We start from the raw sequence: 19890 nt of genomic DNA on the forward strand, positions 1-19890 counted from the left end.
CCTCCCAAGAAAGTGGAACGAGTGTTGAACCCGTCCCACTTATTTCGGTATTCACCAACTAGGCGATCGATGCCCCAAATTCTTGATTTAAGGTAGCGAGATCAGAGAAACCAAATCCCCCTTCACCATCAATGTTGAGGGCGGGGTTTAACTCTTCACTGCTGGTGTTAAATAAGGAATCGGCAAGGGTAACATCAGGGAAGCCAACGCTACCGTTATAGTCGATATCACTGTTAAAGGTTGATTCACCTGACAGAGCGACATTCAGTTCCCCGTTTTCGGGATCATTGGAGAACAGGGTTAAACCGGCCGCCTCATCAATCACTTCTCCGCCAGCATCGGGGGTATAGGTGACAGCGAGTTCTAGGTTTGCTCCGACAGGAATCTCGACACCTGGTAAGTCAAAGAGCGCTTCTCCATTGTCATCAACAGGGGTGGCTGCTTCCACTAAAGCCTCAAAATCAGTGGTCACGCGATCGCGCAGCCCTTCACTGACCACAACATCAGAAATCAATAAGGGAGCGTTGCCAGTGTTCTCGATCGATAGGATTTCAGTGCTACCAATTGCGGGACGAACCAAGTTCGAGGGTTCAGGAGTCACGGTATCTTCGGTGTCACCATCGTCATTTAAGTCTTGTTCCAATTCCGCTTCCGATTGATCAGGAAGAGGGGTGCTGAAACTGATACCGTCGCTGGTGCTGACGGTTCCCGTCCCACTGGTTACGGTAAAGTTACCTGTAGTGGTGTCTCCGTCTTCATCGGTGACTAATACGCTTAACTCAAAGGGATTTCCTTCGATGTCCGCCACATCATCCGCATCAGTGACAATAATCGCTCCTGTTTCGGTATTGATACGGAAGGGATTGTTTTCATCGCCATCGCGGTCTTCATTACCAGCACTGAAAGCAAAGGAAAGCTCTCCCTCATCAGGATCAAATGCTTCCACAGTATCCACTAACGCTCCCGCAAAGCTCGTGGCATTAATGGGGAAAGTCGCGCCATTATTGGGAATCACTGGGGCCGCAGGAAGTGCAGTAATATCGACCTCGGCGGTGTTGTTCAACTCTCCATCCCGTGCTTGTACCTCTAAGCGGAAGGGATTGTCTTCTAGAGTCAGCAGATCATCGGCATCAGCAACGGTGACTTCCCCTGTTTCTGCGTTGATGGTGAAGGGGTTGGTGTCATCCCCATCTCGGTCGTCATTACCACCGACGATCGCGTAACTGACGGTATCTCCATCTTCATCAAAGGCAGCGACAACACCGACACCGCGACCGGCTTGGCTACTGGCGGGAATCGCAAAGCTGGTACTGTTTTCGTCAAATGTTGGCGCTTCATTGACGTTTTCTAAGTTCACGGTTACGGTTTCTACGCCGATCGCCTGCTGTGGATCACGAGCAATAACGGTTAGTTCCACTGTGGATTGCGTTTCAAAGTCAAGGGCATTGGGGGCAGTCACCACAATTTCACCCGTAGCGCGATCAATCTCAAAAGCAGGAAGCCCTTCTTGTTGAGAAGAAGCTAAGAAGTAGCTAATTTCTTCTCCATCGGGTTCGGTGGCGCTGACTGTTCCCACGACTGTCTCAAACGCTGCATCTTCAGGAATCGTAAAGCTCTGATCCGCCGCGATCGTGGGGGCTTGTGTTCCCAACGGAATCACCAACTCGGTTTCTGTGGTTAAGCCAGTTTCATCGCTGATCGCAACGGTGAGGGGGAAGAAGCCAGAGTCTGGAATTTCCTCGATGTTGGCAATGCTGACTTCTCCGTCTGAGTTAATGGCAAAAGCATCAGCTAAGTTCTCTTCTGGATCATTGCCACTGAGGATTTCATAGCTGAGGGCTGTTCCATCGGGATCGCTGGCGGCGATCGCTCCTACGATATCCCCATCAGCCGCTTCTGTGGGATTCGTAATCGGATTTAATGTCACCCGTTCTAGGAAACGATTATTAATCACAGGTGCTTCGTTCACATCTTCGAGGTTGACGGTAACTTCTGCGGTATCCGTTGCTCCCTCTAAATCAGTGACGACGACTTCTAACTCAAAACTGCGATTATCAGCACTTTCAAAGTTTAAATCGTCTCGATCGGCGACGAGAATTTCTCCAGAAAATCGATCGATGCGAAATGCACTCAACCCATCACCATCAACATCAGTATTACCTTGATTAATGGAGAAGGTCAAATCTTCCTGAGAGAGGAGATTATTAAAATCTGGGTCAGTGTGTGGGAAAGTTCCGACAACTGTTCCTCCCGAAGAATTTTCCACAATGTTGAGAGTGGCATTTTCGGCGATCGGTGCTTGATTTCCTTCTCCATTTACAGGAATCACCACAGTAGCTTCATTTGTATCACCGCCTCGATCGCTCACCTGAACCGTCAAACGGAAGTTTTCCCGCACATCATCAGGATCAGTCACAATAATCTCTGCGCCACCATCAGCAAAAGATTGAATCGCTACTGCTTCCGTTCCATCGCCATCAGCGTCATTATTACCAGCGATAATATCTAACGTCGGAGACTCTCCCAAGTCTGGATCATTAGCGCTGACCACTCCTGTTAAATCGTCACTGATGACAGGATCAATTTCAACTTGATCATCTTGCGCGATCGAAGATTCTCCCACCGCGATCGGGCTAAATAAAGCCTCCTCTACCGTCGGAATCTCGTTAACATCTTGCACATTCACCGTCAAAATCGCGCTTTGAGTTAAACCATTAACATTAGTCGCCGTGAGTTCACCCAAAAGCAATCCTGAATTTGCCTCAAAATCAATATCATCAGCATCATTAACAAAGACATTTCCCTGTTCATCAATTCTCAGCGCTGGATTCTCATCCCCATCAAAGTTCGCACTGTCAAGACTTAAAGACTCTAAACCTTCATCTTCATTAATGACCACTTGACCCACTTCAAAATCGATCGCGCTGTTTTCTGGAACAGTAAATTCAGTTTCCACAAACGCTGGCGGCGTATCCACTGGAACGGTAACAACGGCGGTTGTCGCGTTCTGTTCATCAGTTTCGGTTTCTGTGGCACTGATTTCTAGTTGGAAAGGAGCGCTGATCAGGGAAGGATCGACAATGGAAATATCTCCCGCTTCATCAATGGTAAATGCTCCGTTATCGTCACCGCTATTGATGGCAAATTCGAGTAAATCACCCTCTGGGTCAGTAATCGAAGCATTACCGATCACCTCTCCCGCTTCGATCGTCGCGGTATTCAGCAGAGGAAGAGTGATGTCATTACCTACTGGTGCTTCATTCACATCAGTGAGGACGATTTCTGGCGAGCCACTATTCGCTTGTTCCCCATCACTGGCTTGTAATTCTAGAGGGAAGCGATTATTGTCGCTTTCAAAGTCTAGCTCATCTGGGTCAGTTACCGTCAGTTCCCATTGTCCAGCGTCTGTATTAAAACTGGGATTGCTGAAAGCAAAAATTCCATCCCCATCTAAGTCTTGATTTCCCCCATTGAGGTTAACCGTTAGGTCTCCATTGGGCGTATTCAGATCGTTTATATTGAGAGGGATTACTGTTCCTTCGGGGCTGTTTTCTGGTAACGGAATCGGATCATTAGTAACAATGGGAGCCGCCGTCACCGAAACATTAATTTCTCCTGTTCCCGTTACCTGTTCTGCGGAATTATCAGTTGCGGTAATGGTGAGGGTAAAATCTTGAGTTAACTCATCAGGATTAAGAACTGTCAGTCGATTCGATTCGTTAATGATAAACGCATTGACTTCGTTCCCATCAGGATCATTGCCACCCGTAATCGCGCTTGTTTCTACAGATTGACCAAAATCTGGCTCACTGGTTTCGATGCGATCGAGAGGCTGCAACTGAAAAGCCGTGTTAGCGTTAACCTCGATCGTTTGTGCTTCCACTTGAGGCGCTTCGTTGATATCTTCTACAGCAATGGTTGGGAAAGCAGTTGTTCCATTTTCTTGATCACGAACTTCAATTTCTAGATCAAAAGACTCTGTTGCTTCAAAATCCAATTCATCGCTATCGGTGACAGTGAGTTCCCATTGTCCAGTTTCTTGATTAAAGCTGGGATTACTGAAGACAAAATTGCCATCCCCATCATTGTCTTGATTTCCATCTTCTAGAGTGACAGTTAATTCTTCTAGAGGAGTATTTGCGTCTTGAATATCGAGGGGGATTACTGTTCCTTCAGGGCTGTTTTCTGGTAGGGGAATCGGATCATCAGCCTCAAAAGTAGGAATCGCTGTTAGCTCGATCGTTAAATCGGTTGTCGTCGTGAGAGCATCATCAGAGTCATCAGTTGCCGTCACTTGTAAGGTAAAATCTTGAGTGAGTTCTTCAGGATTTTGCACCTGTAATTCCAGTTCACCGAAATTATCTTCTGTAATGGTAAAAGCACTGCGATCGTTGCCATCAGGATCATTGCCACCAGTAATCGCTAAACTGACATTCTGCCCATCTGGTTCTTCTACCTCAATTGTTCCCACTACAGGTAGAACAATCTCTTCTTCTTCCTCAGCATTTTCCTGATTTTGCTCAAATTCTGCCGTGACTGCATTGACATCTAATTCAAGGGTTTGAGGTTCTAAAATCGGAGCTTCATTGACATCAGTTAATTGAATTTCAGGTTCAGCGATCGCTGAAGTTGCTCCATCGCTGACATGAACTTCTAAAGTGAATGTTCCAGTTTCAGGATCACCATCATCGAGATTGTAATCGGCTTCAAAATCCAAATCATCAGTATCATTAACTGGAACTTCCCACTGTCCAAACTCTGAATTAAAGATGGGCTCTCCAAAGGCAAACTGACCATCTTCATCAAGGTCTTGATTCCCACCAACCAAAGTTACGATTAAATTTTCAGAGTTAGTATCCTCATCTCGAATATTCAGAGCAACTGTATCGCCCTCAACACTGTCTTCCAGTAATTTCAGAGGGTTGCTTTCTATAACGGGACGGACAGAGGAAACATCAATTGTAATTTCTGCCGTGCCTGTAATTGCGCCACCACCAGTTGCCTCTACCTCTAAAGTAAAGGAACTTTGGGTTAATTCTTCTGGATTTTGGACAATCAGTTCAAATTCACCTAAACCATTTTGCTGAACGGCAAAAGCGTCAACCCCATTACCATTGGGATCGTTACCGTCAAGAATTGTCACATTATTAACGCCTAATCCATCATTAGGTTCAGAAATGGAAAGGCTTCCCACTAAAGGCTCTTCTTCAGCAACAGCCGCGTCAACGGACAAAGTGCTATCTTGAATCTCGTTAACATCAACCAGGGAAACAGTGGAAGAAACCGAGTCGGAGTTTCCTTGAGGATCAATCGCCTCAATTTCTAAATTAAATTCTTGATTAGGGAATTGTTCAAAATCTAACTCGTCAGTGTCTGTAATCAGAAGTTCCCATTCCCCTGTTTCCGAGTTAAATTGTGTGTCACCAAAGACATTCGTACCATCCTCATCATTGTCTTGATTTCCATCAACAAGCGTGACGGTTAATTCCTGTAGATCAGTATTCTCATCTTGGATATTCAGAGTAAGAACAGAACTATTTTCGGGGAGATCAATGTTGCTACCATCAATAACTGGGAAAGGATTGATGGGAGTGGGGACAATAACTTCTCCTGTTCCAGTTAATCCTTCGTTATCCGTAGCCGTTACTTCTAGGGTGAAGAAGTCTTCAGTTAGATCGTCAGGGTCTTGAACAATAAGTTCAAAGTTACCAAAATCTTCATCAATCCGAAAAGCATCGATTCCATCTCCGTCAGCATCGGTATTACCACTGGTGATCTCTACCGAAGCAATGGAATCGTTAAAGTCTGGGTCAGATACAGAAATCGTATCGACATCCTGATCAACAAACGCGAAGTCTGGATCAACTGTGTTCAATACCTCCTCTTCTACAACCGGTGCCTCATTGACATTGGTTAGGGAAACATTTATAAAATCACTAACTGTGGCAAGGTCAGCGCTGATTGCTGGTGGGTCAGGATCGATTACTTCTATTTCTAGATTGAAGTTATCAGGTAGGAGAGAGTCTTCCAAATCTAACTCGTCACTGTCCGTAATGGGTAATTCCCACTGTTGGTCAGTGTCATTAAATTCTGGCTCACCAAAGACATTCGTTTCATCGCTATCATTATCTTGATTCCCATCCAGGAGTGTCACTGTTAAATCAGCTAAGTTGTTTCCATCTTGAATATCTAGAGGAAGAACAGCGCTGTTTTCAGGAAGGTCAATTGGACTGTCATTGATAACAGGGAGAGGATTCGTCGGAGTGGGGATAATGATTTGTCCCGTGCTGGTTAAGCTGTCATTATCATCTTGAGTTGCTGTCACCTCTAAGATAAAGAAATCCTGAGTTAATTCCGCAGGATCAGCGATGGTAATTGTCCCAGAATTTGGATCAATATCAAAAGCATTGATCGTGTCGCCATCAGGATTGTTGCCATCTGTAATCGCGAGAGTGAAAGCGTCACCTTCAGGGTCAGAATCTGAAACAAATCCAACAGTATCACCAACTAAAGCCGTAGTTGGATCAACCGAATTTAAGACCGCATCATCAACAGTAGGTGCTTCATCTAGTTCAACCGTTATAGTAGCAGTATCAGCACCGAGATCATCGGTTGCTTCTATCTCTAGATTGAAGCTATTTGGGAAATTTTCCAAATCAAACTCGTCACTGTCCGTAATGGGTAATTCCCACTGTTGGTCAGTGTCATTAAATTCTGGCTCACCAAAGACATTCGTTTCATCGCTATCATTATCTTGATTCCCATCCAGGAGTGTCACTGTTAAATCAGCTAAGTTGTTTCCATCTTGAATATCTAGAGGAAGAACAGCGCTGTTTTCAGGAAGGTCAATTTGACTGTCATTGATAACAGGGAGAGGATTCGTCGGAGTGGGAATAATAATTTGTCCCGTGCTGGTTAAACTCGGATCATCATCTTGAGTTGCTGTCACCTCTAAGATAGAGAAATCCTGAGTTAATTCCGCAGGATCAGCGATGGTAATTGTCCCAGAATTTGGATCAATATCAAAAGCATTGATCGTGTCGCCATCAGGATCGTTGCCATCAGTAATCGCGAGAGTGAAAGCGTCACCTTCAGGATCATCTGCATCAACAGTTCCGACAAGATCACCTGCTTGAATGGGATTCTCTGGATCAGCTGGATCAACCGAATTTAAGACCGCATCATCAACAGTAGGTGCTTCATCTAGTTCAACCGTTATAGTAGCAGTATCAGCACCGAGATCATCGGTTGCTTCTATCTCTAGACTAAAACGATCGGGGAAGCCTTCAGCATTTAACTCGTCACTGTCAGTAACCGTTATTTGCAATTGTCCACTGTCTGGGTTAAATACTGGTTCGCTAAAGACGTTTGTACCATCTCCATCATTGTCCGGATTCCCATTAAGAATGTTAACTGTTAAGTCTGCTAAGTTAGTGTTTTCGTCAGTAATCTCAAGAGGAATGGGTGTCCCATCAGCACTGGTTTCAGCAATCTCAGTGAATGAATTATTAACAACTGGAATTGGTTCATCAACAATGGGAACAGGTGCAATGGGAATTGTAACCGTTGCTGTGTCAGAGGGTAAAGTCTCATCAACCGTATCAGTAGCAGTGACGGTGAGAGTAAAGTTAGTTGTCGTGAGTTCAGTGAGTTCAGTGAGGTCAGCAATAGTGATATTTCCCTCTGCGTCGATCGCAAAAGCGCCAATGCCATTACCATCAGGATCATTACCATCGGTAATCTCTAAGTTAACTGGCTCTCCTTCTGGATCATTAACCGTAATACCATCTACCAAATCATCGGTTGCAATGGAACGAGGATCAACTTCGTCAAACGTTGCATCCTCAACAGTAGGCGCTTCATTGACATCGGTTAGATCAACATTAATCGAGCTTGGTATAGTGATGTCCCCATCGCTGACGCTAATATCAACGGTCAACCCCTCAGAGGTTTCAAAATCTAGGTTTAACTCATCACTATCCGTAATTGTGATTTCCCACTGTCCTGTTTCTTCGTTAAATGCCGGCTCACTAAAAGCATTCAGATCATCCCCGTCATTATCTTGATTATTCCGTAGCGTAACGCTTACTAAGCCACCGATGGGAGTATCGACATCTGACAGAGGAAGAGCGATAACGGTGTCATTGCCACTGTTTTCTGGGATTTCAACTGTCTCACTGCTCAAAAATGGGGCGGTATTGACAGGAATAGTAACTTCTGCGGTGTCCGTTAAATTGCTATCAACACTATCAGTTGCGGTAACAGTGAGAGTAAATTCTGCCTGATTCAGGGTTGCGGGGTCAACAACGAGGCTAATTTCTCCATTTTCATTAATTGCAAATGCCCCACTGTCATTTCCCCCATCAATGCTAAAGCTAATGGGGTCGCCATCAGGATCAGCGCTGGGAACTGTTCCCAGAATGTTGTCAATCGCAGCAGTGCTAGGATTAACTCGCTCTAGGGTGGTATCAAGGACAAGCGGTGCGTCATTTTCAGCAGTATCGGCGGGAATCCCAATTAAAATCGGTTCAGATTCTGCTCCTTCACTGTCAATGACGGTGACTTCAAATTCTAGATTGTCGCCGAGTTGAGCGCGATCGCCGATGAAAATTTCACCTGTAGCGGTAATGGTGGCGGAGTCAAGATTAAACCCTCCCACTTCATTAATCGAGAAGCGAAAATCTTGTCCTTCAGGATCGCTCACGTCCCCATCGGGATCAGTAAAACCTGTAATCTGTCCGACAATTGCCCCGTTACCATCATCATTGGGTATCCCATCAATATCAACAACTGATAATAGCTGGCTGCTGTTTTCAAAAACAGGGGCTTCGTTAATGTCTGCTAGACGAACATCATATTCACCTGTGTCGGAATCTTCGCCATCACTGGCTTCAATCTCTAAGGAGAAATGGAACTCACCATTCTCTAATTGTTCAGGGCTTAAATTTTCAAAATTGAGATCATCGCTATCATTAACAGTAACTTCCCACTGTCCAGCTTCGGTATTAAAAGTGGGTTGATTAAATGCTGAACGACGATCGCCATCAATGTCTTGATTACCGTTGATCAGAGTGACTTCTAATTCGTTTAAAGGAGTGTCACTATCTTCAATTTCTAGGGGAATCGCTGTCTCTTCTGGACTGTTTTCTTCAAAGTCTTCTACTGTGTTATCAATGACATCAGGAACTAAAGTAATGCGAGTTAAGCCGCTTCCTGCATTTTCCCCATCGCTGGCTTGAATTTCCAAGTTAACCCGAGCGAAGGTGAGGTCATCGGAATCATTAACCAGAATCTCCCATCGTCCAGTGTCGGGGTTAAAACTGGGATTACTAAATGCGAATTCCCCGTCAGCGTCGTTGTCTTGATTGCCACCGTTGAGGGTAACGCTCAAGTCTGCGATCGGATCATCAAGATCGCTAATTTCTAAGGGAATAACCGTTTCTTCCTCACCCTCTGCATTTTCTCGATCGAGGAATTGAACTGTATTATCTTCAACAATGGGAGCAGCAAAAACGGGAACAATTAGTTCATTTGGTGCGATTCGTTCAGTCTAAACATACCTTTATGGTTATGGGGACGATTGGCTTCTGGGGGGCAACCGATTAGGTTGAGTTCGCACTTAAATCCCTCTCAGTTGACAACTCTGTGACCTTATAGGTGAGAGTGACCAGTGCAGCAATAGCAAAGACCACTGGAAGGGAAAAAACCCCATAACAACTCAAGTCCTGTCGCCTAAGCACGAGGTTGAAAGCATATTCCCTACGGTAGCGACTAGCCATCAATCCGTAAAGCGGGAATAAAAGCGGAAAGAGGAAGGACAGCCTGTGTCCCAGTCCCGTTAGCACGTCTCTATGGAGAACAAGGTCTAAGGATGCGTCTTAATCATCGTTTACTATAAACCAGAGAAATCAGGCTGACCACTCTGGGAGTCCCAAACGGGCATTAGTTAGGGTGGCAAGAAGTCAACTATTCTTGCCAGTGCCACCCTTAAACTCGGTGAAAAGTATCCCTCCTAAAGGAGACAAACCAAAGGTCATAAGGGAACGAAGTAACTCCCTCGATTACTCTCAGTCTAGGTCGATGGGCTGAGTAGTCAGCTAAGACGTAACATCTACTTTCATTATTGTAGGTAACGGGGGAGAGAGATTGAGTCAGAAGCAAACGCCTTACTGTAATGGTGAGGATACGCGGTTCGGCAACGCTCACCGCAAGCAGACGGACTCACGGTTAGATGGATTGTAGAGGTACAAGTAGAGAGTTAATATGTTATGAACACGGACAACCGATGTATTAAATGGGGCGATATCGATTGGCATAAAGCCGAGAGGGTCGTCTATAAGCTCCAAAAGCGCATCTACAAAGCGTCAAGTCGTGGAGATGTCAAAGCAGTTCGCAGACTCCAGAAATTGTTAGTAAAATCTTGGTCGGCTAAGGTATTAGCGGTGCGTAGAGTTACTCAGGACAATCAGGGCAAAAAGACGGCAGGAGTGGATGGGGTTAAATCCTTGTCCCCAGTAGCACGTATGAAGCTCGTAAATAATCTGAAACTGGGTTCAAAGGTTAAACCAACTCGAAGGGTAAAGATTCCGAAACCTAATGGGGAGGAAAGACCTTTGGGAATACCTACCATGTATGACCGTGCGCTACAAGCGTTAGTAAAACTAGCCTTAGAACCTGAATGGGAGGCGGTCTTTGAACCAAATTCCTACGGGTTTCGTGCAGGGCGGTCAGCCCATGATGCTGTCACAGCTATATTTGATGCCATTCGGTACAAGCCTAAATACGTGCTTGATGCGGATCTAGCTAAATGTTTCGACCGTATCAACCACGAGAGACTCCTGAATAAAATAAAAACCTTTCCCACGTTTCGGAAACAAATTCGGGCGTGGCTCAAAGCAGGGGTAATGGAGGGTAAGGAGTTCTCGCCAACATCTGAGGGTACGCCACAGGGTGGGGTCATTTCTCCACTACTGGCTAACATTGCCCTCCACGGTATGGAAAATGAAATCAAGGCTATCGCTCACACTTTTGATATGAAAACCAATAATGGTTATCAAGTCAGTGCTTCAAATAAGCGGAGGTCTGTATGTGTAATCCGATATGCCGACGATTTCGTTATCCTACACGAGAGCCTCGCCGTTGTCCAGAGATGTAAAGAGGTTGTTTCCAATTGGTTGGCAGACATGGGGCTAGAATTGAAACCGAGCAAAACCAGAATCGCCCACACCCTTGAAAATTACGAAAATGAAAAAGCGGGGTTTGACTTCCTCGGCTTTAATATCCGCCAACATAAGGTGGGTAAATATACATCAGGAAGGGACACAAAAGGGCGACTTTTAGGGTTCAAAACGCTCATCACCCCTAGTAAGGAAAGTCAGAAAAAGCACTATCGGAGGATAGCTGAGGTAATTGATAAGCATAAAGGGCAGTCACAAGCTACTTTGATTGCGAATCTCAACCGTGTTATCCGAGGGTGGTGTAACTACTTCTCAATAGGAGTAAGCTCAAAGGTCTTCTCAAGGCTAGAACATCTGACTTTCTGGAAGTTATGGAAATGGGGTGTAAAACGTCATCCGAATAAAGGAAAGAAGTGGGTTAAAACCAAATACTTCCGAACTATAAGGGGCGACAAATGGACGTTTGCCACACCGCGTGAAGGGTCGAATCCTATGGTGCTAATGAAGCACTCACAAACAGCAATCGTCCGTCATGTCAAAGTTAAGGGGGATAAAAGCCCTTATGACGGCGACTTAATCTACTGGAGTTCAAGAATGGGCAAACACCCTGAGATGCCAAAACGAACAGCGTCGTTGCTCAAGAAGCAGAAAGGGAAGTGCGCTCACTGCGGATTGTTTTTCCGAGATGGAGATTTATTAGAGGTTGACCATATCGCCCCCCGCTCAAAAGGCGGAAAAGACGAGTATAAAAACTGGCAACTACTCCATCGACATTGCCACGATGAAAAGACCAGAACGGATGGGAGTATCCACCATCACGGGACTTCCGTAAAAGGGAGTAATCACCACCCCGTGGCTTCCATTATCCCAGAGGATTATCAATGGGAAAACGATATGCTGGTGACGTACTGATGACAACAGCCGTTTAACTGAGGAGCGGTGTGATGGGAAACTATCATGCACCGTTTTGGAGAGCAGTGGAGGGGGCGACCTCTTCACTGACTTTAATTGCTGGTGAGCGCATCTTCTGAGTCATCAGTTGCTGTAATGCTTAAGGTAAAGTCTTGAGTTAATTCTTGGGGATTAATGACAACCAGTTCATTAAACTCATTGATAATGAAGGCATTGGTTTCGTTCCCATCAGGATCATTGCCACCCGTAATCGCTAAGGTACTCACTGACTGCTCGAAATCTGGGTCTTTGATTTCTGTGATTGCACCAACGACGGGTAACTCAATCTCTTCCTCTGCTGCTTCTGCTTGCGCTTGCGCCTGTTCAAATTCTTCAACAATCTGGTTGGCATCGATCGGCTGCTCAAATTCAGGAACTGTTAGTTCTGGCGCTTCATTGACATCCGTTAAAGCAATGGTGGGGAAACTGGTGTCCGATTGTTCGCCGTCGCTGGCTTGTATCCGCAGGGGAAAACTGTTATTTTCTTCAAATTCAAAGTTTAACTCGTCACTATCAGTAACCAGCAGTTCCCATTGTCCCGCTTCTTCGTTAAATGTGGGCGCACTAAAGGCTTTAATCCCATCGTCATCATTGTCAGGATTGCCACTGTTTAAGGTGACGTTGAGGTCTCCTAATGGCGTATTCGCATCACGGATATCAAGGGCGATCGCCGTGTCATTCTCACTGTTTTCTGGTAGCTCGATCGTATTACTGGCAACGATCGGCGCAGCGACGATTGGGATGGTTATTTCCGCGCTATCAGTGAGATTAGAATCTTCGGTGTCAGTGGCGGTGATGGTGAGAGTAAAATCTTGACTCAGTTCTCCAGGATTAGCAACTTGAATCTGTCCATCTTCAACACGAAAAGCACTAATGTCGTTCCCATCGGGATCATTACCACCCGTAATCGCTAAATTCGGAGGCTCTTGTCCCGAGTCTGGATCAAAAGCATCGACATTGCCCACGAGTTGAAACTCGGAAGCGTTATTTCCGTTAAGCTCATTGAAAGTTTGGTCTCGAATGACGGGTGCTTCGTTGAGATCATTGAGCGCAATTGTGGGAAAACCGACATCAGCACGAGTGCCATCACTGGCTTGAAGTTCTAAAGCAAAAGATTCGTTTTCCTCAAAGTTCAGTTCGTCGGTATCGTTAACAATGAGTTCCCATGCTTCTGTATCGGGATTAAAAATCGGGGAGCTAAAGGCAAAGTTCCCATCCCCATCACTGTCTTGATTGCCACTGGTGAGAGTGACTCTTAGGTCTGCTAAGTTGGTGTTAGCGTCTTGAATTAAATCTGACCCTAAACTAATAACTGTTCCCTCAGCACTATTTTCGTCTAGGGTTAATTCACGGCTTTCTACAAAAGGAGCAGCAAAGACGGGAATGGTTACTGTTGCGGTGTCCTGTAACCCAGCAGAATCACTAACAGCAACGGTGAGATTATACTCTTGAGTTAGTTCTTCAGGATTAACGAGGGTAATTGCTCCTCGATCGATCCTAAACGCCCCGCGACCGTTGGCATCAGGATCATTCCCGTCAATAATTTCATAGGAAAGAGAATTATTTTCAGGATCACTTGCTGTTACACTACTGATTAAGCCAGTCTCGATCGTTGTCGCATCTAAAGCCTGAAACGTAGCATCATCCAAAATCGGAGCTTCATTCACATCACTTAAGGGGATGCTCAATGTTCCTGAATCACGAGATGTGCCATCGCTGGCGCGGACAGTTAGAGAGAAGGAGTCAAGGGTTTCAAAATCGATCAGGTCTCGATCGGCGACACGAATCTCCCAAGCCTGTTGGGCAAAATTAAAAATCGGATCAGTAAACGTATTAATCCCATCCCCATCTAAATCAAAATTCCCCTCAAGGACGACGTTCACGTCAGCAAGGGGAATCAGAGGATCATTAATCTCTAAGAAAACTGATGTATTGTTGGCACTATTTTCTGGAAGCAGCCTGGTAATATTGGATACGCTAACCATGAGAATTCTAATGTTGGATTTCAGTAATTGTTCCTCAAATTATACTACTACGTCTTCTTAAAAAAACATAAACTTGATAATGTTCACACAGGTTAGGACACTTTTAAGAGAGAAAAAAATGGCTGCCCCTTACCAATATGAATTACGAATGAAAGCGATCGAAGCGATTGATCAAGGACAAAAAAAAAGCGAAGTGGCTCGTCGGTTTGGCATCAGTCGCAATACGATTTATCTGTGGTTGAAACGACGGGAAACAACGGGAAGCATTGATCCTGCTCTACATTATCAAAAAGGAAGTAACCCGAAAATTACGGACTGGGAAAAGTTTGAGGCGTTTCTCGAAAAACATCAGGGTAAAACTGAAGAAGAAATGGCAGAAGCTTGGGAAGAACCGATCAGCCGTCATACAATTCATCGCAGTATTGAAAAGCTCAATTATGCCAAACAATTTCCCCATTTGGTTAAGAAAAAATGATCCCTGCAAGGGAGACAAAGGAGCAATGGGAGACAAGGGGAACAAGGGAACGATTTTTCTTCCCCATCTTCCCTTAAGTAGATATTTTGTAGGTTGGGTGGAGGTAACGAAACCCAACATCAATAATTGTGGAGTAGATATTTTGTAGGTTGGGTGGAGGTAACGAAACCCAACAATAATTAGGACGAAGGACAAAAACGTAGGTTGGGTGGAGGTAACGAAACCCAACATCAATAATTGTGGAGCTAATAAAAAAAGCCCCCCAACATGGGGGACTTCAGAATCAGGAAATAATGAGAGAGAAAACTCTACTAAGCAAAATCAAATTGGAAGATAATATCGTTGAAGTCTTGGTCACCGCCACCTCGTAAGTCTTCAATACCGAAAGTATTATCAGCTAAGAGACGGAAGTGGTCAGCACCATCGCTATTTGCTCCAATAAAGGGAGTATAAATTTCAGAGCGTAAAGGTAACTCATCAGCACCGTCGGGAAGTGCATCCAAATTACCACCTCGCGCAATGATGAAAGGAACAATAATCTGTCCGCCTTGAATTTGAACTTCAAAGTCCTCTGCGGAAGTTTCATCGACATTTGCTCCACCTCGGAGAATAATATCTTCCTCTTCACCATTGCTGTCGTCAGTTACAACATTGCTCAGTAAAGCATCAAGATAACCCTCATCTCCGGGGTTAACGCCATCGATCGCGCCATTCCCTCCATCTACGGTGTAGAAACCAATGGCATTATCAAACGCAGCAACGGAGATTAAGTCAAAGCTCAAGCGAGCATCAACCGCGTCATTTTCCGTCAATTGAGTGCCATCAACATTTTCTCTTAAGTCAAAGACTTCCAAACCTTGTGCTTGCAAGTTAGCGCCAAGAGGTGATTCTTCTCCCGTCTGACTTACCTCAAAGGTAACGCCACCTGCTTCTAAAGTGAGTGTGTTACCTTGCTGACTTTGATTAAAGTTGCCAAACTCGAAACTTTCTGCCAAATTATTAGTATCTTGGGCAAGAATCTCGTCAATAGTTTGATCATTCCCTTCGTTAAGGACGTAACCCACCCGATTTGATCCGACAACCGAAAGAATCCGTTGAATTGTGCCTAAATCTTCAAACGTTCCTGGCTCACCATTGTCAAATGTATCTGGGAACACAGAGAAAACTGTGCGAACATTAGCACCTGCTTCTAAAGCCGCTTCAGTGGTTTGACCAGGTTGGAGTAATACTAACCCTACTTCAACTAAGCCATCACTATTACCGGTTTCAGTGTCCAAGGTATGGATTAAAGGCTCTGATGGGTCAATGTTGACAACGTTAGGCTCATTCGGATCGCCAGAAATCTCTTGGTCAGTTACTGTAATTTCTAACAGTTCTGTGGTTGTACCGCCATTACCGTCATCAGCAGTAACTTCTACCTCATAAAGATTATCGCGATCGTCGTCTAGAGGATTTTCAAAGTCAGGCGCAGTGATAAAGCGTAAATCACCTGTATTCGGGTCAATTTCAAATAAGCTCCGATCGTCGCCGCCAGCTAGAGAAAGTGTTACCTCATCCCCATCTGCGTCTTCAACTTCTAAAGGAACAGCAGTGGTGTTTTCATCAACTGCAATCTCGGTATCGACAAAGTTAGGAGGAACATTATCTGTGATTCCGTCGATGGTAATTGTGACTTCTGCGGTATCTGTACCACCGTTACCGTCAGCTACGGTATAAGTAAAAGTATCCGTAGCAGTCTCCCCATCGTTCAGTTCATCAAATACGCCATTGGAATCATACTCATAGCTTCCATCAGCGTTGAGAGTCAGTAATGCTCCAGAATCTAGGGTAATCTCTGTGCCAACATTGTCTTCTCCCCCATTGACAGCGCTGACAGTCAAGTCATCCCCATCGGGATCAGTATCATTAGCGAGAACGCCTTCTGCTACTTCCACAGTAAGAACCGTATCTTCATCGGTGCTACCTGTGTCATCTTGGGCAGTGGGAACTTCATTTACATTCTCAACGATTACGTCTAAAGTATCGCTGACTGCTTCCCCTTCACTGTCAGTGGCAGTCACCTCAACTTCATAAATGTTATTCCCATCTTCGTCTTGAGGATTTTCAAAGTCTGGGGCTTCATTAAAGCTCAGTTCCCCAGTTTCCGCATCAATGGTGAATAAATCATCATCCACGTCGCCAGTGAGAGACAAGCTCACTGTATCTCCCTCATCTGGATCAACGGCTTCAACTATTCCCACGAAAGTGCCATCTCCTTCTTGAGTATCACTAAAAGTGAAGTCTTGCACATCGAGTTCTACATCACTGAGTGCCGTAGCATCTCCTAAAGTTCCTCCGAGAGGATTACCATTGTCATCAACTCCGGGGAACTCTAAGTCAATGACAGTATCGGTGGGATCAGCGATGGCTTCAAATTGTAACAGGGCAAACTGTTCTGGGTTGCCATTGGCACCAATTACATTGTCAGGAACACCATCCCCGTCATCATCTGTAGTGGCATCAATTGTGCCTCCGGCAAGCGTAATCGTACCGTTTTCTAAATCTGCAACGCGACCGAGATCAAAATCAAAGCGGTCAACGATGATATTGGTGGCATCATTAAACTGCTCTTCTACGGCGCTGAGAACCGTCGAGTCAAATCCTAATTCTAAAGAGAGAGAGCTAATCCCACTGGGGTCATCTGCAGAAGCGACAACCTCGACGAAGAAAGAGTCGCCATTAGCAATATCAGCAGGAGTCAGTTCCGCTCCTGGAGTACCATTTTCGTTGGCGAGAAGATTAACTTCAATTTGTACTGGCGCATCAGATGCTCCATTACCACCATCGGTTGGGGTTTCGACAAACTCATCAACGGTGAACTCAAAGGGGTCTGGAGCGACAAATTCAGGAGTATCGTTGCGCCCTTCAACGGTAATGGTTGCGGTTGCCTCATCGGGTAATCCCTCAGCATCACTAACGGTGTAGGTGAAGGTAACATCCTCACTTTGTCCTACAGGGAGGCTTTCAAATGCACCGTTGGGATCGAAAATGTAGCTTCCATTGTCGTTAACCGTTAGTAATGCTCCCGAAGCAAGCTCAACCTCAGTTCCGACATTGGCCGCATCGCCATTAACGGCACTGATTGTGAGTGTATCTCCTTCATCAGGATCACTATCATTGGCAAGGAGATTGCTGGCAAGCTGGCTTTCTGTGTCTCCAGAAGGAAGCGCAATTGTGGTTAAAATATCGCCGTTATTGCCTTCAAAGTTAGAATCCGGTTCTCGTAAGGTAACTTGAGCCGTAGTTTCATCAAAACCGTCTGATAAGGGAAGACTCAGTGTTCCTAAATCTACTACTTCTTGGTCAGGTGCAACATCATCAGCACCAAAGGGCCAATCTCCATCTAGACGGAAGTAGGCAAAAGTAATAACGACATCTGTGTCTGGATTGTTGTCAATATCCTCTGTATCTTCCGAAGCGCTGGGAACAGTGCCAAATAAAGAGCCAAACTCAAAGGCATCCACAAAAATCTCATCCGATAATTGAATATCTGATAGCTCAGTATTGGTATCTTCAATGACAAATTGGCTGGAGTCAACGGCGACTTGGAAGTTAAATGTTTGAGCGTTTTGTTGCGGTGGGTTAGCTGTGCTATACCGTAAAGCAATGTTTGCTTCATCATCGGCTACTGCATCATTGAGTAACTCGGCAGAAACCACTTGGCGCGGTGTAATTCCAACTTCGAGAACGCTATCTTCATCAGTGGTCGCTGTGTCATCTTCGGCAACAGGTGCTTCGTTCACATCATTGACGGTGACTTGGAAGGATTGAGTGACATCTTCAGTTTGCTCATTACCATCACTAACCGTCACGTCAACTTCATAAACATTATCCCCATTATCATCTTGTGGGTTTTCAAAGTTGGGTGCTTCAGCAAAACTTAAGTTTCCATCAGCATCGATCGCGAATCGACCTTGATCAGCACCACCAGACAAGGAAAAGCTGAGGTTATCTCCATCTGGATCAGTCGCCTCTACAGTAACAACTGCGGTGTTATTTTCATCAATGTTTTGTTCCCCTGGCGTCTGGATTTGTGGAGGCTCATTTTCCACCACATCAAGGGGGAGAGTTAATTGATCTAAAACATCTCCCTGACTTCCTTCAAAATCTGAATCTGGCTCTCGTAAGACAACATTAACTGTTGTAGCTTGGGTTTCTGGATTAAAGTCCCCGCTTAACGGAAGTCGCAAACTACCTAAATCAACAGAGGTTTGGTCTTCAGTAACTCCCTCTGCAGCAAAAGGCCAATCTCCCTCAAAAGGTCTGTCATCTTCATCAAAAGGTCTGGCGTAAGCTAAGGTAATAATAACGTCTGTTCTTGGATCGTTATCAACATCTTCCGTATCAAAGTTTGCACTAATGCTTTGGAAGCCTTCATCCTCTGCATTTATGTCTCCAAAAACAAAATCAGTAACAAAAGTTCCTTCTGGTAATTGAATTCCTGTTAGGTCTGGGTTTGTATCTTCAATGGTGAAAACAGAAGAGTTAATAGCAACATCAAAGTTAAATGTGTTGGCATTAGCTCTTACTGGGTCTTGTGAACTATAGGTTAAGCTAATGTCAACATTAGAACCAGGTTCAAAGGCTGAATCTAGCTCTGCATCAATGGCGTGATTAGGAATGTCATTTTCTGCTTTAATGTTGACTGCATCTAATCTTTCCTCTGGAATATTGAATAATCCTAATTGATCTTCAGGAGCAACATCTGCTTGAATGAATTCGCTATCAGGATCTCTGAGGATAATGTTGGCTCTTGTTCCTGTAAAATCATCGAGCGTTGTAAATTCTAACGTTCCCAAAGTTACGGGTTGTCCATCAACTCCTTCCGCAGCAAAGGGCCAGTCTCCATCAAAGGGTCTGGCATAAGCTAAAGTAACCAAGACATCTGTGCTTGGATCATTATCTATATCATTTTCATCATTATCAGCACTGATACTTTGGAAACCTTCAGCAGGGTCAGTATCTCCAAAAACAAAATCAGTAACAAAAGTTCCTTCTGGTAATTGAATTCCTGTTAGGTCTGGATTTGTATCTTCAACATTTAGGTCTGATGAATCGATCGCAACACTAAAATTAAAAGTATTTGCATTCTCTTCTTCAGGGTTTGTCCTGTAAGTAAGAGTAATCGGAGCAACTTCTCCTGGGGTAACAAAAATGTCTTCTGCGGAAACAATATGACGTGGCATAAAATTTAACTCCTCACAACCTTAAACTAACTGGATTATTTGAATATTAGGAATCTTGCCCATATTCTACATTGAAA

General features: G+C 44.8%; 5 protein-coding genes. 2 read left to right on the plus strand and 3 right to left on the minus strand.

What is annotated here, in order from left to right; all coding sequences use genetic code 11:
• Positions 1 to 58: 58 nt before the first annotated feature.
• The gene (locus DACSA_RS01790) at positions 59 to 9391 is read right to left on the minus strand and encodes a cadherin repeat domain-containing protein (RefSeq protein WP_015228141.1); all 9333 of its coding nucleotides are present in this window, start codon (positions 9389 to 9391) and stop codon (positions 59 to 61) included.
• 877 nt (positions 9392 to 10268) lie between these two features.
• On the opposite strand from DACSA_RS01790, the gene ltrA reads away from it, so the two are divergent.
• Positions 10269 to 12089, plus strand: a complete 1821-nt coding sequence (gene ltrA, locus DACSA_RS01795; protein ID WP_015228142.1) for a group II intron reverse transcriptase/maturase — start codon at positions 10269 to 10271, stop codon at positions 12087 to 12089.
• Between the two features lie 92 nt (positions 12090 to 12181).
• Here ltrA and DACSA_RS01800 read toward each other — a convergent pair whose 3' ends face one another.
• Complete coding sequence (locus tag DACSA_RS01800) at positions 12182 to 14113, minus strand: cadherin repeat domain-containing protein (protein WP_015228143.1); 1932 nt, start codon at positions 14111 to 14113, stop codon at positions 12182 to 12184.
• A 118-nt stretch (positions 14114 to 14231) separates the two neighbouring features.
• Here DACSA_RS01800 and DACSA_RS01805 point away from each other — a divergent pair, with 118 nt between their 5' ends.
• Positions 14232 to 14588 (plus strand): helix-turn-helix domain-containing protein, encoded by a 357-nt coding sequence (locus tag DACSA_RS01805; protein ID WP_041235257.1) that lies wholly within the window; start codon positions 14232 to 14234, stop codon positions 14586 to 14588.
• A 311-nt stretch (positions 14589 to 14899) separates the two neighbouring features.
• On the opposite strand, the gene DACSA_RS01810 is transcribed toward DACSA_RS01805, so the two are convergent.
• Positions 14900 to 19813 (minus strand): Ig-like domain-containing protein, encoded by a 4914-nt coding sequence (locus DACSA_RS01810; protein WP_015228145.1) that lies wholly within the window; start codon positions 19811 to 19813, stop codon positions 14900 to 14902.
• Positions 19814 to 19890: the final 77 nt, after the last annotated feature.

It is taken from the genome of Dactylococcopsis salina PCC 8305 (genome assembly GCF_000317615.1).
GTDB classification, from domain to species: Bacteria; Cyanobacteriota; Cyanobacteriia; order Cyanobacteriales; family Rubidibacteraceae; genus Halothece; species Halothece salina.

Bases quoted from the DNA above. Each gene is read 5' to 3' on its own strand.
- DACSA_RS01810 (WP_015228145.1), bottom strand. From the start codon at position 19,813: ATGCCACGTCATATTGTTTCCGCAGAAGACATTTTTGTTACCCCAGGA.
- DACSA_RS01805 (WP_041235257.1), top strand. From the start codon at position 14,232: ATGGCTGCCCCTTACCAATATGAATTACGAATGAAAGCGATCGAAGCG.
- DACSA_RS01800 (WP_015228143.1), bottom strand. From the start codon at position 14,113: ATGGTTAGCGTATCCAATATTACCAGGCTGCTTCCAGAAAATAGTGCC.
- ltrA (WP_015228142.1), top strand. From the start codon at position 10,269: ATGAACACGGACAACCGATGTATTAAATGGGGCGATATCGATTGGCAT.